Source organism: Flavobacterium sp. ZE23DGlu08, from assembly GCF_030505335.1.
Classification (GTDB): domain Bacteria; phylum Bacteroidota; class Bacteroidia; order Flavobacteriales; family Flavobacteriaceae; genus Flavobacterium; species Flavobacterium algoritolerans.
The window spans coordinates 1,221,402-1,241,704 of record NZ_CP130045.1 but is presented as its reverse complement, the minus strand read 5'-3'; the positions used below and the strand labels follow the sequence as shown (position 1 = coordinate 1,241,704).

Annotated in this window: 19 protein-coding genes; all 19 read left to right on the top strand. The window is 32.7% G+C overall.

All coding sequences use genetic code 11. The annotated features are described in order from the left end of the window. Position 1 precedes the first annotated feature (1 nt). The 19 genes from Q1W72_RS05415 to rfbD all read left to right on the top strand — a co-directional run bounded on the left by Q1W72_RS05415 (position 2) and on the right by rfbD (position 19,699). The gene (locus tag Q1W72_RS05415; protein WP_302137584.1) at positions 2–1,339 is read left to right on the top strand and encodes a hypothetical protein; all 1,338 of its coding nucleotides are present in this window, start codon (positions 2–4) and stop codon (positions 1,337–1,339) included. 9 nt (positions 1,340–1,348) lie between these two features. Then, on the top strand, positions 1,349–2,428 hold the full coding sequence (locus Q1W72_RS05410) for an acyltransferase (RefSeq protein ID WP_302137583.1): 1,080 nt from the start codon (positions 1,349–1,351) through the stop codon (positions 2,426–2,428). A 4-nt stretch (positions 2,429–2,432) separates the two neighbouring features. Further along, complete coding sequence (locus Q1W72_RS05405) at positions 2,433–3,614, top strand: glycosyltransferase family 4 protein (protein WP_302137582.1); 1,182 nt, start codon at positions 2,433–2,435, stop codon at positions 3,612–3,614. Between the two features lie 41 nt (positions 3,615–3,655). Next, positions 3,656–4,759: an N-acetyl sugar amidotransferase gene (locus Q1W72_RS05400; RefSeq protein ID WP_302137581.1), complete on the top strand. Its 1,104-nt coding sequence runs from the start codon at positions 3,656–3,658 to the stop codon at positions 4,757–4,759. Next, entirely contained in the window at positions 4,756–5,370 is a 615-nt protein-coding gene (gene hisH / locus Q1W72_RS05395) for an imidazole glycerol phosphate synthase subunit HisH (protein WP_302137580.1), read from the top strand. Before Q1W72_RS05400 ends, hisH begins: the two co-directional genes overlap by 4 nt. A 2-nt stretch (positions 5,371–5,372) precedes the next feature. After that, entirely contained in the window at positions 5,373–6,143 is a 771-nt protein-coding gene (locus Q1W72_RS05390) for an AglZ/HisF2 family acetamidino modification protein (RefSeq protein WP_302137579.1), read from the top strand. Further along, positions 6,143–7,177, top strand: a complete 1,035-nt coding sequence (locus tag Q1W72_RS05385; RefSeq protein WP_302137578.1) for a polysaccharide biosynthesis protein — start codon at positions 6,143–6,145, stop codon at positions 7,175–7,177. The genes Q1W72_RS05390 and Q1W72_RS05385 overlap by 1 nt, the downstream gene beginning before the upstream one ends. A gap of 91 nt (positions 7,178–7,268) precedes the next feature. Next, positions 7,269–7,682 (top strand): WxcM-like domain-containing protein, encoded by a 414-nt coding sequence (locus Q1W72_RS05380; RefSeq protein ID WP_302137577.1) that lies wholly within the window; start codon positions 7,269–7,271, stop codon positions 7,680–7,682. A gap of 102 nt (positions 7,683–7,784) precedes the next feature. Then, positions 7,785–8,903: an NAD-dependent epimerase/dehydratase family protein gene (locus Q1W72_RS05375; RefSeq protein WP_302137576.1), complete on the top strand. Its 1,119-nt coding sequence runs from the start codon at positions 7,785–7,787 to the stop codon at positions 8,901–8,903. Between the two features lie 172 nt (positions 8,904–9,075). Beyond that, positions 9,076–10,218, top strand: coding sequence for a non-hydrolyzing UDP-N-acetylglucosamine 2-epimerase (wecB, locus tag Q1W72_RS05370; RefSeq protein ID WP_302137575.1), 1,143 nt, complete (start codon positions 9,076–9,078; stop codon positions 10,216–10,218). Between the two features lie 4 nt (positions 10,219–10,222). Then, positions 10,223–11,434 carry a glycosyltransferase family 4 protein gene (locus Q1W72_RS05365; RefSeq protein WP_302137574.1) on the top strand — a complete coding sequence of 404 codons (1,212 nt, stop codon included), beginning with the start codon at positions 10,223–10,225 and terminating at the stop codon, positions 11,432–11,434. Positions 11,435–11,494: 60 nt separating this feature from the next. Then, entirely contained in the window at positions 11,495–12,946 is a 1,452-nt protein-coding gene (locus Q1W72_RS05360; RefSeq protein WP_302137573.1) for an MBOAT family protein, read from the top strand. Positions 12,947–12,955: 9 nt separating this feature from the next. Further along, positions 12,956–13,891, top strand: a complete 936-nt coding sequence (locus tag Q1W72_RS05355; RefSeq protein ID WP_302137572.1) for a hypothetical protein — start codon at positions 12,956–12,958, stop codon at positions 13,889–13,891. A 177-nt stretch (positions 13,892–14,068) separates the two neighbouring features. Continuing rightward, positions 14,069–15,031: a glycosyltransferase family 4 protein gene (locus Q1W72_RS05350; RefSeq protein WP_302137571.1), complete on the top strand. Its 963-nt coding sequence runs from the start codon at positions 14,069–14,071 to the stop codon at positions 15,029–15,031. Further along, positions 15,031–15,456, top strand: a complete 426-nt coding sequence (locus Q1W72_RS05345) for a WxcM-like domain-containing protein (protein WP_302137570.1) — start codon at positions 15,031–15,033, stop codon at positions 15,454–15,456. The genes Q1W72_RS05350 and Q1W72_RS05345 overlap by 1 nt, the downstream gene beginning before the upstream one ends. Further along, on the top strand, positions 15,449–16,591 hold the full coding sequence (locus Q1W72_RS05340) for a DegT/DnrJ/EryC1/StrS aminotransferase family protein (RefSeq protein ID WP_302137569.1): 1,143 nt from the start codon (positions 15,449–15,451) through the stop codon (positions 16,589–16,591). The genes Q1W72_RS05345 and Q1W72_RS05340 overlap by 8 nt, the downstream gene beginning before the upstream one ends. A 488-nt stretch (positions 16,592–17,079) precedes the next feature. Continuing rightward, positions 17,080–17,628: a dTDP-4-dehydrorhamnose 3,5-epimerase gene (rfbC, locus tag Q1W72_RS05335; RefSeq protein WP_302137568.1), complete on the top strand. Its 549-nt coding sequence runs from the start codon at positions 17,080–17,082 to the stop codon at positions 17,626–17,628. A gap of 128 nt (positions 17,629–17,756) precedes the next feature. Continuing rightward, positions 17,757–18,596: a Bro-N domain-containing protein gene (locus Q1W72_RS05330; protein ID WP_099713407.1), complete on the top strand. Its 840-nt coding sequence runs from the start codon at positions 17,757–17,759 to the stop codon at positions 18,594–18,596. A gap of 239 nt (positions 18,597–18,835) precedes the next feature. Then, positions 18,836–19,699 carry a dTDP-4-dehydrorhamnose reductase gene (gene rfbD / locus Q1W72_RS05325; protein ID WP_302137567.1) on the top strand — a complete coding sequence of 288 codons (864 nt, stop codon included), beginning with the start codon at positions 18,836–18,838 and terminating at the stop codon, positions 19,697–19,699. Positions 19,700–20,303: the final 604 nt, after the last annotated feature.

The following is a 20,303-nucleotide window of genomic DNA, read 5'->3' as shown; positions in this document are numbered from 1 at the left end:
TATGATAAATAACCCAAAAGTATCTTATACTAATGATTCACGTATAACTTTGATAATACTTACTTTAGTTTATATCATTGCAGTTATGTGGGGGTTTATTGTTTATTTGGTTCCTTGGTGGGGTTATTTTGGCATTGAATATACAGAATTGAGTATTGAGATAAAATTGATGGTTGCTGTTTTCTGTTTGTTGCCTGTTTTTTGGATGCCAATAAAAATAATAAGACCCTCAATGTTTGCTTACTGGATTTTGTATTTTCTGACCTATATTCCTATGATTGTTGGTTCTGGATTAGAAAGTAAGTTTGAAACGAGTGAACGTATTTATATTAGTATTGCCTATCTAGTAGGTTTTAAATTGTTAGGAGCTTCCTATCAATTCAAATTAGTTGATTTTGGAAACAAAAATATTCAGGCAAAGTATTTTTGGCTTTTTTATTATCTGGTTACTTTTTCGATGTTTTTGTATGTTTTATTTCTTTTTAGAGATAATTTGACTTTTGCCGATTTATTCTCTTCGGATGCTGTTTATGATACTCGTTTTTCAGGGCAGGAAATCGAAAATCAATCAGTAATAGCGGGACATTTTATTATGTGGTTAAGTAACGCTTTGTTTCCTTTTCTCATTGCTGTGGGACTAGTGAATAAAGACCGTGTAAAATTAATAATCGGGATTGTAGGATTGGTACTGCTGTATATGACTATGGCCAATAAACAGTTTTTATTTGTTATCCTATTTATGATTCTTATTTATCGGCTTTTTAGAATGAAGTCCCAACGTGTAATCACTTATTTTCTTTTAGGACTCCTTATTCCAACAATACTATTAGTCTATTCTCAAACATTGAAAGATTTTTCGTTAGTATTATTTTCAATTTCAGGAATATTCTTATTGCGAACAGTATACACCAGTACATTCATGTCAGTATATTATAATATTTTTTTTGAAAACCATCCTTACCTTTATTTTTCACATATTAGTGGGATTAATAAATTTGTTGATTATCCTTACAAAAACCAAATTGGTGTAGAAGTTGGAAGCTATTTTACCAAATTTGATAATTATAATGCCAATGCCAATTTTTTTATTACCGACGGATTGTCTTCCATAGGGTTGTTAGGAATCCCTTTGATGGGTTTGTTATGTGCGATTGTGTTTTTTTTATTTGATTCTTCAGCAAATAAAAAAAACAGACTTTTATCGATTTTGTTAATAGCAAGCTCAGCAGTGGCTTTGATGAATGTGTCACTGTTTACGACTTTAATTTCTGGTGGTTTGCTATTTTTTATACTTTTGATAAACAATAGTGGAAATATTATTAATAAAGCCCAAGAATAATTAGAGAAGATGATTGAAAAAAGCAAACAAATAAATAGAATTAATAATTTTGACCTAATCAGGCTTTTGGCAGCGTTAGAAGTCGTTTACACTCATTCTCAACATCATTTTGAGTTAAATGGAGGTTTTCTGGAAAAATTCGGACGTTATTTTTTGTTTTATTTTCCTGGTGTGCCTATCTTTTTTACAGTAAGCGGTTTTTTAATTTTCTGGTCGTTTGATAGAAATTCTACCGAGCTCGTTAAGTATTTTAAGAATAGATTTTTAAGATTATTTCCCGCACTTTGGCTTTGTTTGGTTATTACTTTTTGCTTGCTTTTAATTGATTATCATAATAACATTTTTCAATTGTTAGCAGATAAAAGCTTTCATGTCTGGATAATAGGACAATTGACATTCTTCCAGTTTTGGACCCCGGATATTTTGAGGTATTGGGGTGTAGGTACTCCAAACGGAAGTCTGTGGACAATAATAGTAGAGATTCAATTTTATGTTTTAGTTCCAATAATCTATTATTTTACTCAGAAGTTTTTCAAAATGAAGTTAATTCCAATACTAATTGTTGCTTTAATTTCGTTATTGTTCAATTTTTACATTGGTCAATTCGATGAAGAAAATATTCAGTACAAACTAGGAGGGGTTGTAGTTTTTACTTATCTGTATAATTTTCTCTTTGGAGTGGCTGCTTATTTATATTGGGATAAAATTAAAAAAATTATAGAAGGTAAGTTTATTTATTGGGCTACAGCTTATTTAATTTATATCAGTTTCTTCGGAAGTTATTTGGGTATGGATTTAAATTCTTATTTCTTGTACAGTTTCTTCCATTTTTTTACTAATATACTTTTAGCAGGTCTTGTTTTATCTTTTGCCTTTTCGTTTAATAACTTGAGTAACAAATTGATTAAACATAACGACATTTCGTATGGAGTATATATATACCACATGTTGGTCATCAACTTTTTTGTGCAGCGAGGATTAATTAAAGATATAAAATATTTTATTTTAACATTTGTATTTACTATTCTCTTGGCTGCTTTTTCTTGGTTTTTTATCGAGAAAAATTTTTTAAAATTGAAAAAAAAATAGTTCTATGAAAATTTTAATGCTTTGCGAATTTTATAATGAAACTCTTGAATATCAAGAGAATCTTCTTGTGAAATATTACCGTAAGCACGGTCACGAAGTTACAGTAATAACGTCAACTTATGAGTCAGTTTTCGACTACTACAATAACAAACATGATAATAAGATACCCTCAAAAATATATTTTGATCATGGTGCAAAAATCATAAAACTTCCTTTTAAATTTAATTTTCTTGGAAAAATAAAGAAATATATTTCGATTAAAAACATTGTTGAGGATGAAAAACCAGATTTGCTATATATTCATGATGTCATGCCCAACATGACTGAAATGCTTGACTATAAAAAAAGGAATCCACACGTCAAGATGATTATGGATTATCATGCCGATTACAGTAATTCAGCGTATGGTTGGTTATCTTTGAATGTTCTGCATAAAATTTTGCGTAAAAAAATCTATATGGATCCCATTAGAAAACATATAGAACGATTTTATCCTGTTGTTCCGGGTAGTACTAAATTTCTTAATGAGGTATATAAAATTCCTTTAAAAGATTTGGAAATATTACCACTTGGAGCTGATGTCGATTTAGTTGAAGAAATACAAAATACAGGGATTAGGAATGAAATCAGAGCAAAACATGGTGTTAAAAAAGAAGATATTGTTATCTTCACAGGAGGAAAATTAACCCCTGTTAAAAAAACAGATTTACTCTTAAAGGCGTTTCATGAAATTAATAACGAGCGTTTGCATTTATTCATCATTGGAGATGCCGATGCACAAAATAAAGAATATAAAAAAAAGCTTCTGGAGTTAACTCAAGGAAATCAAAATGTTCATTACATTGGCTGGCTTAATAATAAAGGTGTTTATGAGCATCTTTCGGCGGCAGATTTAGCGGTGTTTCCTGCAAGTCAATCGATAGTTTGGCAACAAGCCTTAGTTTCGGGATTGCCGCTTGTTGTTGGAGATACAGGGGAACAGTCAGTTGCTTATTTGAATGAATTTGGTGCAATAATTGAATTGAAAAATAATGAAATAACTGTAGAAAACATTAAAAAAAGTATTGAATCTATAGTGTTTGATGAAGAAAAATTCACAAAAATGAAGCTTGCAACAAAAAGAACGACTGAAAAATACTTAGACTGGAATCACTTAATAAATAATACATTAAAATTCAATAAATAGTAATGAATAAAAGACCCTATCAAATATGCACCAAAACTATCATGGATACTACAGATCCAAATATTGTTTTTGATGCAAACGGAATATCGGATTACTACCATAATTTTCAAAATGTAATCTTACCGAATTGGCATACCGATGAAAAAGGGTATGTCGAATTGATGCAAGTGGCACAGAAAATTAAAAAAGAAGGGAAAGGAAAAGACTTTGATTGTATTATTGGTCTAAGCGGTGGTTTGGATAGTTCTTATGTGGCTTATGTAGCCAAAGAAATTATGGGATTACGACCTTTGTTGTTTCACGTGGATGCAGGCTGGAATACCGATAAAGCGGTCGGGAATATTGAGAAATTGTGCAATGGTTTGGGATTGGATTTATATACAGATGTTATCAATTGGGAAGAAATGAAAGACTTACAAGTTGCTTTCTTAAAATCCCAAATAGCTGATCAAGATTTACCACAGGATTATGCTTTCTTTTCTGGCTTATATAAATTTGCCAAGAAAAATAAAATTAAGTACGTTTTAACCGGTGGAAATTTCTCTACAGAATGTTGCAGAGAACCCGAAGAATGGGGTGGTTTTCCGGGAATTGACACGATGTTGGTGAAGGACATTCATTCGAAGTTTGGGAAACGTCCACTTAAAACATTTCCTTTAGTGGATATTTTGACTTACAAGATTTATTACCGCTATGTACTCGGAATGCAGGTATTTAAGCCTTTGAACTTATTGCCTTATAACAAAAAGGATGTTGAGGTACTTTTATTCGAAAAATTTGGTTGGGAACCTTTTCAACACAAACACCACGAATCACGATTCACTCGTTTTTATGAGGATTATTGGTTGCCAAAAAAATTTGGTTACCAGAAGAGACGTGCTCATTTCTCCAGTTTGATTCTGACGGGACAAATGACAAGAGAAGAGGCTTTGGACAGGGTTTCTAGGTCAGAGTTAAATGAAGATTTTTTGCAAAAGGAATTTGAATATGTTGCGGATAAACTAGATCTTACCGTTACGGAATTACAAGCGATATTCGAAGGAGAAAATAAAACATTTCACGATTATAAAAATAAAATAAAGTTAATTAGATTAGGTGCAAAAGCAATGTCTATTTTAGGTTTAGAAAAGAGATTATTCAGATGATAACAATTATTGATTACGGTGTGGGTAATATCAATGCCTTTGTTAATGTATACAAAAGGGTAAACGTACCTGTCAAAATTGCCAAAACTGCCGCCGATTTGGAGGGAGCCCAAAAATTAATTTTACCAGGAGTTGGTCATTTTGATCATGCGATGTCGGAATTGATAAAATCGGGTATGCGGGAAAAATTAGACGAGTTGGTTATGATAGAAAAAATTCCTGTTATTGGAATTTGTGTGGGCATGCAGATGATGGGAAATTCAAGTGATGAAGGGGTATTAGAAGGATTAAAGTGGATTGATGCTTCTGTAAAGAAATTTGACGTGACCAAAATTCAGCAAGTTACAAGACTTCCGCACATGGGATGGAATGATGTACAACCTGTAGTTTCAAATCAACTATTTGAAGGATTGGAAAAAGAGGCTTTATTTTATTTTCTACATTCCTATTATTTTGAGTGTAATAACACAGATGATATTTTAGCTACTTCAGAGTATGGAAGGCAATTTACTTGTGCAGCCCATCATGAAAATGTGTATGGGATTCAATTTCACCCCGAGAAAAGCCATCATTATGGAGAAACCTTGTTACATAATTTTGCAAAATTATAAGTATGCTTAGACCAAGAATTATACCGAGCCTTTTAATTCATGATAATGGCTTGGTGAAAACAGTCAATTTTAAAAATCCAAAATATGTTGGTGATCCTATTAATGCCGTTAAAATTTTTAACGAAAAAGAAGTAGATGAATTAGCGATTTTTGATATAGATGCGACCGTATTAGGAAAAGAGCCCAATTACAGTCTCATCGAGCGATTGGCCAGTCAGTCGATGATGCCTCTATGTTATGGAGGTGGCGTTAAAACAGTAGAACAGGCACAGCGCATTTTTAGTCTTGGTATTGAAAAAATTGCTTTGAGTTCGGCAGTTTTGCATAACCCAAAATTAATTACCGAAATTTCAGATCGAGTAGGAGCACAAAGCGTTATTGTGGTTTTGGATGTTAAGAAAAAAATACTTGGTGGGTACGAAGTATATACTCATAACGGTAAAAAAGCGACTGGAATCAATCCTTTTAAATTCGTTGAAGAAGCTCAAAAATTGGGTGCAGGAGAAATCGTGATTAATTCCATCGATAAAGATGGAGTGATGAAAGGCTACGATTTGGATTTAATCGCTAAAGTCCGTGAGAAGATTTCGCTTCCTATGACTGTGTTAGGTGGTGCGGGTTCTTTGGATGATATTGAAAAAGTGATTGATCAACACGGTGTGATAGGAGTGGCTGCCGGAAGTTTATTTGTATTTAAAGGGCCTTATAAAGCGGTATTAATTAACTATCCAACACAGTTAGAAAAAAATAAGATGTTTAAAATAAAACCATAATGGAAATACAAAATAAAACCCTTCTCATAACAGGTGGTACCGGTTCTTTCGGTAACGCCGTATTAAACCGTTTTTTGCATACCGACCATTTTAGCGAAATCAGGATTTTTTCTCGTGATGAGAAGAAACAGGACGATATGCGCAACCAATTAAAAAATGATAAACTCAAGTTTTATATTGGTGATGTACGGGATTACAACAGCGTAGAACGAGCCATGCGTGGTGTGGATTATGTTTTCCATGCAGCAGCTTTAAAACAGGTGCCTTCTTGTGAGTTTTTCCCATTAGAAGCTACCAAAACCAATGTTTTTGGAACACAGAATGTAATAGATGCAGCCGGAGCCAATAAAGTAAATAAAGTAATTTGTTTAAGTACTGACAAAGCCGCTTATCCTATCAATGCTATGGGGATTTCTAAGGCATTGATGGAAAAAGTGGCTGTAGCCGCATCAAGAAATTTGAGAGATACTACAGTTTGTTTGACAAGATATGGAAATGTAATGGCTTCCAGAGGTTCTGTAATTCCTTTGTTTTTAAAACAAATTAAAGAAGGGAATCCAATCACGATTACGGATCCGAATATGACCCGTTTTTTGATGTCATTGGATGAAGCAGTAGAGTTGGTATTATTTGCCTTCGAGCATGGTAATCCAGGGGATTTATTTGTAAATAAAGCCCCTGCGGGGACTATTGGAGATTTGGCACAAGCCTTGAAAGAATTGTGTAAGGCTGATACTGAAATTAAAATTATTGGTACTCGCCATGGAGAAAAATTATATGAAACCTTGTGTACCCGTGAGGAAATGGTAAAAGCAGAGGATATGGGTGATTTTTATAGAATTCCGGCTGATAACAGGGATTTGAATTATGCACAATATTTTTCAGAAGGAGAGCAAGATGTTTCGGTTATAGAAGACTACCATTCGCATAATACAGAGCAACAAGATGTAGAAGGAATGAAAAAGTTATTGGCTACACTACCTTTAATCCAAAAAGAGGTGTTTGGAGAAGATGTGGTTCAAATGCCAGGATAGAATCTGGTCAGTAGTCAGTTTTTAGTGTTCAGTAATTTGGCAACAAATTTCAGATGGTAGACATTGGCAATAATTATCAATCGAAAATAATATGGTTCCGAGAATAATAAATGGAGGAAGTCATTCTGATACTAGAGGTACAGTTCGATTTAATAATTCTTTTGATGCAACGGCTATAAAAAGAATTTATCTCATAGAAAATAACGAGACCACATTTGTTCGTGGGTGGCAAGGACACCGCATAGAGCAACGGTGGTTTTCCGTTTTGCAAGGTAGTTTTAAAATTGAATTGATTGCCATTGATAATTGGGAGAATCCTTCTAAAGAGTTAAAATTACTCTCTTTTATCATAAATGCTGAAACGCTTGATGTTCTCCATGTTCCTCAAGGATACTTAACTAGTATTCAAGCACTCAAAGAAGGAGCTAAATTGTTGGTGATGGCAGATTATTTGTTAGGAACCATTCAAGATGAATATCGATTTGATATTGATTACTTTAAATAAATAAAGTTTCACCCAGATTTTTTTAATTTTTTGAAATTAGTAAGAATCAGTATGTAGCTAGATAAGGTATTATCAACGTGAAATCAATTAGAAAACATAATTATGATTAAAATAGGAATAACAGGCCAGGCAGGTTTTGTCGGGACGCATTTATACAATACTTTAGGTTTATTTTCAGATGAATTTCAAAGAATTGATTTCAGGAAAGAATATTTTGCTGACTCAACTAAACTGAATGAATTTGTTGCTCAATGTGATGTTATTGTTCATTTAGCAGCAATGAACCGTCATAATGACCCACAAGTTATTTATGATACCAATATTGATTTAGTTCAAAAACTAATTAAGTCACTCCAAATAACAAATTCTAAAGCCCATGTTTTATTTTCCTCTTCTACCCAAGAAGAAAGAGATAATTTGTATGGAAAATCTAAAAAAGAGGGTCGTGAGTTAATGATTGATTGGGCGAAAACGGCTGGAGGGGAATTCACAGGAATGATTATTCCTAATGTTTTTGGACCTTTTGGGCATCCTAATTATAATTCGGTAATAGCAACTTTTAGCCATAAATTAGCACATAATGAAACTCCAACAATTGATGTGGATGGAGATATGAAGCTGATTTATGTTGGGGAACTCGTCAATGCTATTCTTTCTGAAATTAGAAATGGAAAAGGAAAGTCTGAAATAGTTGTAGAACATACATCAGAATCTAAAGTTTCTCAATTGCTATTGTTATTAGAATCTTATAAAACACAATACCAGGATAGTGGGATAATTCCAGCTATTAATAATACATTCGAATTGAATTTATTCAATACTTTTCGTTGTTACATGGATATAGCCAATCATTTTCCAGTGAAATTTGCTAAAAATACAGATCCAAGAGGCACTTTTGTAGAAATTATTCGATTGAACGTAGGAGGCCAAGTTTCTTTCTCCACTACCGTTCCAGGTATTACAAGAGGTAACCATTATCATACGCGGAAAATAGAACGTTTTGCCGTGATTAAAGGGAAAGCATTAATCCAATTGCGCCAAATAGGAACCGATAAAGTTTTAAATTTTGAATTGGATGGAAATGAACCAGCTTATGTTGATATGCCAATCTGGTACACACATAATATTAAGAACATAGGAGACGAAGAGTTATATACCAATTTTTGGATTAATGAGTTTTATGATCCCAATGATCCAGATACGTATTTTGAGAACGTATAATATAAACTTAGTGGTGTTTCTTTAAAATAATAAGTTATTATTGGTGTCAAGTCTCAAGTCGAGCGAGTCGAGACTCAACAAATGGTCTCGACTGCGCTCGACTTGACAAGATTCTTAAAGAAACTCCCTAGAATATTGATTTAGAATAAATTTTCAGATAGAAAAATAAAAAATGAAAGCACAATTAAAAGTAATGACCGTGGTTGGTACACGACCAGAAATTATACGATTATCGAGAGTAATGGCAGCCTTAGATGCTTCGGAGGCTATTGAACATATAATAGTGCACACCGGTCAGAATTATGATTACGAATTAAACCAAATTTTCTTTGACGATTTAGGAATTCGTAAGCCAGATTTTTTCTTGAATGCTGCTGGAGTTTCTGCGGTTGAAACCATAGGTCAGATTTTGATTAAAATTGATCCTTTATTAGAAAGTGAAAAACCAGATGCTTTTTTGGTATTAGGAGATACAAACAGTTGTTTGTGTGCTATTCCTGCAAAGAAACGCCATATTCCTATTTTTCACATGGAAGCAGGAAACCGTTGTTTTGACCAAAGAGTTCCAGAAGAAACCAATCGTAAAATTGTGGATCATGTCTCTGATGTGAATTTAACGTATAGCGATATAGCACGAGAATACTTGCTTCGAGAAGGTTTGCCTGCAGACCGAATTATCAAAACAGGTTCACCGATGTTTGAAGTTTTGAATCATTATTTACCAGAAATTAATGCTTCTGCTATTTTGGACAAATTAAACTTAAAAGAGAATAAATACTTTGTAGTATCGGCTCATAGAGAAGAAAATATCAATAGTGATAAGAATTTCAAAGGTTTGATGGATAGTTTGAATTTAATAGCTGAAAAATATGGCTATCCTATTATTGTAAGCACTCATCCACGAACTCAAAAGATGATTGACTCCAAGCAAATTTCTATGCGTCCTGAAGTGCAATTCCTGAAGCCTATGGGATTTAATGATTACAATGCATTACAAATGAAATCTTTTGCTGTTCTATCGGATAGCGGTACTATTTCAGAAGAGGCATCTACATTAAACTTTCCAGCTTTGAATATCCGTGATGCACATGAACGTCCAGAAGCGATGGAAGAAGCATCGGTAATGATGGTAGGATTGAATCCCGAAAGAATAATGCAGGGATTGGTTCAATTACAAACGCAAAAAAGAGGAGCTGAACGCAATTTTAGAGCTGTAGCCGATTATTCTATGCCCAATGTTTCCGAAAAAATAGTTCGTATTATTATAAGTTATACGGATTATGTGAAGAGAGTGGTTTGGAGTGAAATAAATTAATTGAATGAAAATACTATTTGTTTCTCAATATTTTTACCCTGAAACTTTTAAAGGGAATGACCTAGTTTTTGATTTTGTAAAAAGGGGACATGAAGTTACTGTAGTGACGGCAAAACCGAATTATCCAAATGGATTTTTTTTTGACGGTTATTCTTTCTTTAATAAAAGAGAAGAAATTATACAAGGTGCAAAAATTATAAGATCTCCAATTTATCCTAGGCAAAATGGAAAAGGAATTCACTTAATCTTAAATTATATGTCTTTTATTTTTTTTTCCTATTTTACTTGTATGTTTAGAGTAAAAGGAAAATTTGACGTGATTTTTGTTCAACAGTTATCTCCAGTAACAATGGCTTTGCCTGGGTTATGGTTAAAGAAAAGACACAAGACTCCGCTTTATTTATGGGTTTTGGATTTATGGCCAGAAAGTATTTTGGCGGCTAGTAATTTTAAAAATGGTAAAATCGTTCAGTTTATTGATAGGTTAGTAAAATATATTTATAACAATTCGGATGTAATTTTGATAAGTTCAAAATATTTTGAAGAATCGATAGTTGAAAAATTGATTGATAAAAATAAAGAAATTATTTATTTTCCAAATTGGGCAGAAGACGTTTTTACACAAGCTTTACAAAAAGACATTTTTGTCCCTAATCTTCCGTCTGGGTTCAATATCATGTTTGCAGGTAATGTAGGCGAATCTCAAGATTTTGAGACTATATTAAAAGCAGCCGAATTAACTAAAAGCGAAAATGTTAATTGGATTATAGTGGGAGACGGGCGAAAAATGGATTGGGTTAAAAGTGAAATAAAAAATAAAAATTTAAGTAATGTCCATTTACTTGGACGTCATGATATAGATACAATGCCTTATTTTTTTAGCAAAGCGGATGTTATGTTAGTGTCTTTAAAAGATGAGCCTGTATTTGCCCTTACTGTTCCGGCTAAAATTCAGGCGTATATGGCTTCTGGTAAAATTATTTTAGGGACACTTAATGGAGAAGGGAATAAATTAATTAACGAGAGTAAATGTGGTTTTGCAGTTTCAGCGGGAGATTATATTTCATTAGGAGAAAAAGCTTTGGAGTTAAAAAAATTAACTGTAGAAAGAAAACAAGAAATGGAATATAATTCAAAATCATATTATAAAAATAATTTTTCTAAAGTAATGTTGTTTGATAAATTGGAATGTAGTTTTTTATCCCAAAATGTATAATGTTAGTAATAAGAATTATGTTTTTTTTAATCAATAACTAGATGTCATCAGACTGATAATATGCTTTTTAACTCAGTTAACTTTGCAGTGTTTTTGCCAATAGTTTTTATACTCTATTGGTTCATATTTAATAAAAGTTTAAAATCTCAAAACATATTACTTTTAGTTTCAAGCTATTTTTTCTATGCTTGTTGGGATTGGAGATTTTTATTTTTACTTGTTTTTTCCACTTTTTTAGACTACTACACGGGCATAAAAATGGTTGATGCTAAAAGTCAGAAGAGAAAAAAAATTTGGTTTTTGCTCAGTATATCTGTTAATATAGGGTTTTTGAGTATTTTTAAATACTATAATTTTTTTGCAGAATCTTTTGCAATAGCAATTTCTAATTTAGGTTTACATATAAACCCTTGGACATTAAAAGTAATTTTACCCGTTGGCATTTCTTTTTACACTTTTCATGGGTTGTCTTATGTAATTGATATATACAAAGACAGAATAAAAGCAGAAAAGAATTTTATAGACTATTCAGTTTTTGTTAGTTTCTTTCCTTTGCTAGTTGCAGGGCCAATTGAACGTGCTACCCACCTTTTACCTCAGATTCAGAAAAAAAGAATTTTTTACTATGCAAAAGCTGTAGATGGGTTAAAACAAATATTATGGGGTTTATTCAAAAAAGTTGTTATAGCTGATAATTGTGCAAAGTTTGCTAATTTAATATTTGATAATTCGGATAATTATTCAGGTAGTACATTACTTTTAGGAGCAGTATTCTTTACTTTTCAAATTTATGGTGATTTCTCTGGATATTCTGATATTGCTTTAGGAACTGCAAGGCTTTTTGGAATTGATCTATTAAGAAATTTTGCATTTCCTTATTTTTCAAGAGATATATCTGAATTTTGGAGGCGTTGGCATATTTCACTATCTACTTGGTTTAGAGATTATTTGTATATTCCTTTAGGTGGTAGTAAAGGAACAATATGGATAAAAATTAGAAATACTTTTGTTGTTTTTTTGGTAAGCGGTTTTTGGCATGGTGCGAATTGGACTTTCATTATCTGGGGATTTTTAAATGCATTATACATTATGCCTTCAATTATTTTTAATACGAATAGGAATAATCTAGACATAGTGGCACAAGGAAAATATCTGCCAACCTTGAAAGAATTGTTTTCAATTGTTATAACCTTTAGTTTGACTGTGTTTGCTTGGATTTTCTTTAGAGCAGAGAATTTGGATCATGCGTTTAATTATATTTCAGGTATATTTTCACAATCTTTATTTAGATTTCCTAATTTTGAAGAAATGAGGGATGCTTTAGTAATTATCTTACTTGTTATTATTTTTGTTATTATTGAATGGATGGGAAGAGAACAGCAATATGCGATTGCAGAATTTGGCATTAAATCAGAAAAGAAAATAAGATGGATTATATACTCAATAATTATTTTTTTGATAGGTATGTATATGCAAACAGAAGAAAGTCCATTTATTTATTTTCAATTTTAATCTATAATTTTGAGAAAAGAAATAAATGAATTTTTAAAATCACTATTGAGTTTTAGTGTATTTACTTTGTTTTTCTATGTTTTGATGATTTGTATTTTGGGAGATTATTTTCCGGATATTTTTAAAAAAAATTTAAAGTATGTAATTGGGGGTAATACTTTTACGAGGCTTCAAGAGGTTAAGGATGTAAAAGATGTTGATATACTTTTTTTGGGATCATCTCATGCCTATCGTGGATTTGATACTAGAATTTTTAAGAATGCAGGATTCACTTCTTTTAATTTAGGGTCTAGTTCTCAAACTCCAATTGAAACAGAAGTTCTTCTAAAGAGATATCTAGATAGACTAAATCCAAAATTAATTGTTTATGAAGTTTATCCACAAACATTTTCAATTGACGGTATCGAATCTTCATTAGATATTATTTCTAATGATATTAATGATATTAATTCAATCAAAATGGCCATAAAACTGAATAATGTAAAAGTGTATAACACACTTGTTTATTCATTTTACAGAGATTTATTTAATAAGAATATAATATATAAAGGAAGTGTTTTAAATGATGATGATAATTATATTCCGGGAGGGTATGTACAAAAAAAACTTAAATATTATAAACACATTAAACATGCTACAAATAAATGGAAGACAAATGAAGAGCAGTTTTCTTCATTCGAAAATATATTGAAAATTGTAAAGAAGAGTAAAATTAGAATGATATTCGTTCAAGCTCCTTTAACAAAATCATTCTACATATCGTATTCAAATAATGATGAATTCAGTAAAAAGATGAGAACTTACGGTGACTATCATAATTATAATTCGATGATTGAACTAAATGACTCCTTGCATTTTTATGATGAAAATCATTTAAATCAAAAAGGGGTAGAGATTTTTAATAAAATACTGATAGAGTCTCTTGTAATGATGAAAATAAAGTGATAATGTTTTAGAAAAAGTTGTATGATAGTAATAAAACATATAATAGCTTGATGGCGAGACAATTTGTTCAGGTTTTGAAAGAGTGTCAAGGATTAAGACTGCAATTGGAATTGAAAAGATGGTATATACTGCCAAACAAGGATTAGAAAAAACAATCAAAAGTTTTATAAACAAATAATGGAATACACAATTCTAGGAATTTTTTTAATGATTTTAATGTTGCTTTATTTTAAAGTAGCTGATCGTTACAATATTATTGATAAACCAAATCAAAGAAGTTCGCATACTGAAATAACTTTAAGAGGCGGAGGGATTATTTTTTGGTTTTCTGCTTTGCTTTATTTTGTTCAACACGTTCAGGATAATTACTATTTCTTTGTCGGAATTACGTTAGTTAGTTTAGTTAGTTTTTGGGATGATATTCAAAGTCTGTCCAATAAAATTAGAATGTCGATTCAGTTTTTAGCTATTTCTTTGATTTTTTTTGAAATTGGGGTTTTTAGTTTAGTTCCTGTATTTGGAATTATAACTGCTTATGTTTTAGCAATAGGCTTGATTAATGCCTATAATTTTATGGATGGAATAAATGGTATAACAGGTCTTTATACTTTGGTTGTTATGGGATCACTCTTGTACATTAATGAAGAAATTCAACTTTTTACAGATAGCAGTTTTATAAAGTATGGAATGATTGCGAGCTTAGTTTTTCTTTTTTTTAATTATAGAAAAAGAGCAAAATGTTTTGCAGGTGATGTAGGGAGTATAGCGATTGCATTTTGGGTAATTTATTTGGTTTTGGAACTTATTCTAAGAACCAATTCTTTAATATGGCTATTGTTTTTGGCTGTTTACGGAGTTGATGCAATTTGTACTATTATCCATAGAATGTATTTAAGACAAAATATCTTCGAAGCACATCGTTTGCATTTTTATCAAATTTTGAGTAACGAGTATAAAATTCAGCATAGAGTTGTTTCTTTGTATTATGCAATTGCTCAAATTATAGTTTCAGCGTTGGTTATTTGCCTATATCAAAAAAAACAAGATCTAGTTTTGTTTGCAATTGTAATTACTCCTTTGCTGCTTATATATACTTTGAAATTTTTTTTATTAAAGAGAAGTAATTTAAAGTTAAGTTAATGATTCCAAAAATAATTCAAGGAGGCAATTTTTCAGATCATCGCGGAACTATTTCGTATGTAAATGATTTTAGCTTTGCAGCTATTGAAAGATTTTACATTATCAGCAATTCTGATGAAAATCCAATTCGTGCTTGGCATGGGCATAAATTAGATGCAAAAAATTTTTATTGTATTAGCGGTTCTTTCAAAATTCATTTTGTAAAAATCGATGATTGGGAAAATCCATCGAAAGATTTAACAATAGAAACCATTTTTGTTTCCGCTTCAGAGAGCAAGATTGTTCATATTCCCGATGGCTATGCCAATGCTATTCAATCGTTGGAAGTAGGATCTAAATTGATATCTTTTTCGACTTTGCCTCTTAATCGAACTTCTGAAGATGATGTAAGATTTGATATTAATATGTGGATAATAGATGGATGATAAAAGGATTTTTCTGTCATTAGCCCATGAAGTAGGTTGCGAGATGAAATATATTCGGGAAGCTTTATCCAGTAATTGGATTACATCTGGCGGTCCCAATGTTGATGCTTTTGAAAAAGACTTGGAAAATCATTTAAGGAATGAGGTTCATGTATGCGCTTTGAATTCTGGAACTTCTGCTATTCACTTAGCATTAATTTTATTAGGAGTTCAGGTTGGTGATGAAATAATTTGCCAAAGTATGACCTTTTCAGCTTCGGCAAATCCAATTTTATATCAAGGCGCAACTCCTATTTTTATTGACAGCGAAATTGATACTTGGAATTTATGTCCGATTGCTTTAGAAGAAGCGATAGTAGACCGAATTGGTAAAGGTAAAACGCCAAAGGCAATAATTGCTGTTCATTTATACGGAGTTCCTTACAAAATCGAAGACATTAGGACTGTTGCTAACAAATATAGCATTCCAATTATAGAGGATAGTGCTGAAGCTTTAGGAAGTTCTTATAAAGGGAGAAAATGTGGAACTTTTGGTGATTTTGGAATTTTTTCATTCAACGGTAATAAAATCATTACGACTTCGAGTGGTGGAGCGATTGTTTCCCAATCCAAAGAACTAAAAGACAAAGCTATTTTTTATGCTACACAATCCCGAGATAATGTGCCCCATTACCAGCACAGCGAAATAGGGTATAATTACAGAATGAGTAATATTTGTGCGGGAATTGGACGCGGACAAATGGAAGTTTTAGACGATCATGTCGCTTTACGAAGAAAAATGAATGCTTTTTATGTTGATTTGTTCAAGGATATTGTAGCAGTTACCGTTTTTACAGCTCCAGATGATGATTATTTTGCCAATTATTGGTTAAGCACTATTGTAATTAAACCCAATGTAGAGAAAGGAATAGACCGTGAAACCATGCGTTTGGCTTTTGAAGCTGCTAATATTGAATCTCGTCCTTTATGGAAACCTATGCACTTACAGCCAGTTTTTGAGAAATATCCGTATTATGGGGGAAAAGTAGCAGAGGCTTTATTTGACTATGGTTTGTGTTTGCCTTCCGGTTCTAATCTTACCGATATGGAAAGGGAACGGATTGCAGTGGTAGTGAAAGGTTTTTTTGTTGAGTAGTGAGGTAGAGAATAGTGAGAAGTAAAAAGTAAAAAGTGAAAAGTGAATGATGAGAGGCTGGTTATGGGTTCTCGGTTGACAGTTTCTAGTTCTTACAAAAAAATCAGTTTATTATTTAGTCTTGGAATCGTTGAGCCTGCCAGAGGTTTTGAAAAGGAAAATCAGTCACTTGATGGGATAAAGAAGAAAAATTCTTCTTTATCCCATTTTTATTTGGAGACAATTCAGATGGCATTTTTTTAGATCTTAGCGTGGTAAGATTTAGTGATCATACAGCTCATGGAATCGAGGATTTGTGTAGATTTTTTTTAGTTGTCCTAAGCTAAATAGATTCTAATAGTATTTATAGGTTAAAGGATAAAATATATTAAAAAACAGGTACAATTATGAAATTCTATTCCGTAATTGTATACCAGACTAAACAATAATATAATATTTTTGCATGGGGTGTTATACAAACATAAAGGATATAAAAATAGATTTACGATATGACAATTGAGAAAACTGCGATTAAGGATTTGGTACTTGTTACTCCAACGGTTCATGAGGATTCCAGAGGGTGTTTTTTTGAGGCCTATAGCAAAAGTAAATTTAGAGATTTAGGGATTACTAACGATTTTGTGCAGGACAATCAATCTTTTTCCAAAAAAGGAACATTGAGAGGGTTGCATTATCAAAATCCACCTTTTGCACAAGCCAAGTTAGTTCGTGTACTTCAAGGAGAAATTATGGATGTTGCAGTTGATTTACGGAAGGATTCCCCTACTTATGGAAAACATTTTTCAATACTTTTATCAGCAGAAAACAAAAAGCAATTGTTGGTGCCACAAGGTTTTGCACATGGTTTTTCGGTGTTGAGTGAAACAGCTGTTGTACTCTATAAGTGTGATCAGTTTTATAATAAACAAAGTGAAGGAGGCATAAGATTTGACGATCCAGCTTTGAATATTGATTGGGGTATGGATTTAGTGGATGCGATTGTATCTGAAAAGGATTTAATATTGCCTAATTTTGCTAATTGTAACAGTCAGTTTTAAGTTGTGAATGGTGAAAAGTGAGTAGGTGTAAAATTTTCGTTTTGCCCCAGCCCTAAAGGGAGCCGAAAATTCAGAACGTAAATTTGTCTCGACGGGTCAAGTATAAATGATTTAAGATACTATTGTGTATGAAACAAAGTCAGTCCTTACAGTTGTTTGAAAATAAAAAAGTGCGGACTCTATGGGATGCCGATCAAGAAAAATGGTATTTTTCTATTGTAGATACAATTGCAGTTTTGAGTGAAACCCCTAATGCCAGAAAATATTGGAGTGTTCTGAAAATGCGTTTAAAAAAGGAAGGGAGTCAGTTGACTACAAATTGTAGTCAACTGAAAATGCAATCTGCCGATGGGAAGTATTATAAGACCGATGTAGCCGATACGGAACAATTGTTTAGGTTAATACAATCCATACCTTCGCCAAAAGCTGAACCTTTTAAACTTTGGCTGGCACAAATAGCTTCGGAGCGCTTGGATGAAATGCAAGACCCAGAACTGACCATCGATCGCGCATTGGAACAATATCTACAATTGGGCTATTCTCAAAATTGGATCAATCAACGTTTAAAAAGTATTGAGGTTCGAAAAGAGTTAACTGACGAATGGAAAAGCAGGGGATTGAAAGAAGGAATCCAATTTGCTACATTGACTGATATTATCTCCAAAGCCTGGTCAGACAAAACGACTAAAGAGTATAAAGTGTTGAAAGGGCTGAAGAAAGAAAATCTTAGGGATAACATGACGAATACGGAATTAATTCTAAATATGTTGGCTGAAGCTTCTACGAAAGACATTTCTCAAGCTGTGAATCCCGAAAGTTTCGAAGAGAGTCAAAAAGTAGCTCAGCAAGGAGGCAATGTAGCCAAAGTAGCACTTCAAGAATTAGAAGCTAGAACAGGTAAAAAGGTAGTAACAGGATTGAATGCAAGACAGGTTTTGGATGCTAAAAATAAAGAACAAAAGGAGTAGTTTGTCGAATCGGTAATGGGTCCCCAGTTCGTTAAAAAGAGTTTACCGTTTAAAGTTGTTGTGAATAATTTTCGTTTTACCCCGATCCGCCACGGCGGAAGCCGAAAATTCAGAACGTAAATTTGTATCGACACAAAGGGTAGTAGTGTCCTTCTACTTCGCTCAGGATGACAGTGAGAAGTGAATAGTTAGTAGAGAAAAGTATTCGTGTCTTGAAAATTGAAAAGATTAAAAAATAAATGAAAAAAATACTAATTACAGGAGGGAATGGACAGCTTGGGTCTGAATTAAGGCTTTTGTCAAAAGTGTATACCCAGTTTGAATGGATTTTTACAGATTATCAGGAATTAGATTTGTGTAATCTGGAAAAATTAGAAACGGAATTAACTAAAATTAACCCACAGATTATTATCAATTGTGCGGCACATACCGCGGTTGATAAAGCCGAAGCTGAGTTTGAATTGTCGGATGTGTTGAACCATCAAGCTGTTGCGGTACTGGCCAAATGGAGTAATGTGAATGATTGTCAATTGATTCATGTTTCCACCGATTATGTTTTTGATGGAACAGCGGCTACTGCTTTAACAGAAACTGCCCAGCCTAATCCGATTAATGTGTATGGTGTAACTAAGTTGGCTGGGGAAAAGGCTTGTATAAAGTACAATCCGGATTCAATTATTATCCGTACTTCCTGGGTTTATTCGAGTTTTGGAGCCAATTTTGTGAAAACCATGTCGAGACTGATGCAAGAAAGGGACAGTTTGAATGTGGTGAATGATCAAATAGGGAGTCCTACTTATGCCGCAGATTTGGCGCAGGCTATTATGACCATACTAACACATGATAATTGGCAGGCGGGGATTTATCATTTTTCTAATGAGGGGGAAGTTAGTTGGTATGAATTTGCCTTGGCGATACAGGAAATTGCTGGTTTTGATTGTGAAATCAATGGAATTCCAACATCGGCTTATCCTACACCAGCTAAGCGTCCGCAATATTCGTTATTGGATAAAAGTAAGATTAAATCTGTTTATGGGGTGGTGGTTCCTGAGTATATAACCAGTTTGAGGAGATGTATGAGGTTGTTGGGGATTGAGAAATAGTGAGTGGTGAGAAGTATCCTCGATGTATTTTTATAAAATAAAGATTTATTCACTTTAAAAACCACTACCAATGACGTTTTATTGAAAGTAAAAAAATAGGGTTTACTAATTTTCTTTTTTTTTTGATCAAAAAAGAAACAAAAAAATATTCATGGGTTATTATTGTTTTTTTGTATTCATGAATCTTCGATTTCAAGCCTGTAAATAAAAAGCTTAAAAACTACCTCAAAGTGCCGTTCCGCAGCCCGAGCCGTTCGTCCTTCGTCCTCAACTCGCGGACTGCTGCCACTTTACTTTTTCGTTGTTTTTTTATGCTTTTTATTTAAGGGCGGGCTAGGAGTTTTAGATATGGGTTTTAGTGAGATGAGAACAGGTTTACAATTTTCGTTTTACCCCAATCCGCCGCGGCGGAAGCCGAAAATTCAGGACATAATTTTGTTTCTCGACGACGCTCGAAATGACAGTGAATGGTGAAAGTGAATAGTGGGTGAAATGCGAAGTGGTCAGTGTTCAGTAAAAGTGTTCAGGTATTCCGTGTATAATTCTTTGTTCTTTGCTGGAAACTTTGTGGTTTTTGTGGGTTCACTTTTTGTGTTTAAATAAA

Bases quoted from the DNA above. Each gene is read 5' to 3' on its own strand.
- Q1W72_RS05415 (WP_302137584.1), top strand. From the start codon at position 2: ATGATAAATAACCCAAAAGTATCTTATACTAATGATTCACGTATAACT.
- Q1W72_RS05410 (WP_302137583.1), top strand. From the start codon at position 1,349: ATGATTGAAAAAAGCAAACAAATAAATAGAATTAATAATTTTGACCTA.
- Q1W72_RS05405 (WP_302137582.1), top strand. From the start codon at position 2,433: ATGAAAATTTTAATGCTTTGCGAATTTTATAATGAAACTCTTGAATAT.
- Q1W72_RS05400 (WP_302137581.1), top strand. From the start codon at position 3,656: ATGGATACTACAGATCCAAATATTGTTTTTGATGCAAACGGAATATCG.
- hisH (WP_302137580.1), top strand. From the start codon at position 4,756: ATGATAACAATTATTGATTACGGTGTGGGTAATATCAATGCCTTTGTT.
- Q1W72_RS05390 (WP_302137579.1), top strand. From the start codon at position 5,373: ATGCTTAGACCAAGAATTATACCGAGCCTTTTAATTCATGATAATGGC.
- Q1W72_RS05385 (WP_302137578.1), top strand. From the start codon at position 6,143: ATGGAAATACAAAATAAAACCCTTCTCATAACAGGTGGTACCGGTTCT.
- Q1W72_RS05380 (WP_302137577.1), top strand. From the start codon at position 7,269: ATGGTTCCGAGAATAATAAATGGAGGAAGTCATTCTGATACTAGAGGT.
- Q1W72_RS05375 (WP_302137576.1), top strand. From the start codon at position 7,785: ATGATTAAAATAGGAATAACAGGCCAGGCAGGTTTTGTCGGGACGCAT.
- wecB (WP_302137575.1), top strand. From the start codon at position 9,076: ATGAAAGCACAATTAAAAGTAATGACCGTGGTTGGTACACGACCAGAA.
- Q1W72_RS05365 (WP_302137574.1), top strand. From the start codon at position 10,223: ATGAAAATACTATTTGTTTCTCAATATTTTTACCCTGAAACTTTTAAA.
- Q1W72_RS05360 (WP_302137573.1), top strand. From the start codon at position 11,495: ATGCTTTTTAACTCAGTTAACTTTGCAGTGTTTTTGCCAATAGTTTTT.
- Q1W72_RS05350 (WP_302137571.1), top strand. From the start codon at position 14,069: ATGGAATACACAATTCTAGGAATTTTTTTAATGATTTTAATGTTGCTT.
- Q1W72_RS05345 (WP_302137570.1), top strand. From the start codon at position 15,031: ATGATTCCAAAAATAATTCAAGGAGGCAATTTTTCAGATCATCGCGGA.
- Q1W72_RS05340 (WP_302137569.1), top strand. From the start codon at position 15,449: ATGGATGATAAAAGGATTTTTCTGTCATTAGCCCATGAAGTAGGTTGC.
- rfbC (WP_302137568.1), top strand. From the start codon at position 17,080: ATGACAATTGAGAAAACTGCGATTAAGGATTTGGTACTTGTTACTCCA.
- Q1W72_RS05330 (WP_099713407.1), top strand. From the start codon at position 17,757: ATGAAACAAAGTCAGTCCTTACAGTTGTTTGAAAATAAAAAAGTGCGG.
- rfbD (WP_302137567.1), top strand. From the start codon at position 18,836: ATGAAAAAAATACTAATTACAGGAGGGAATGGACAGCTTGGGTCTGAA.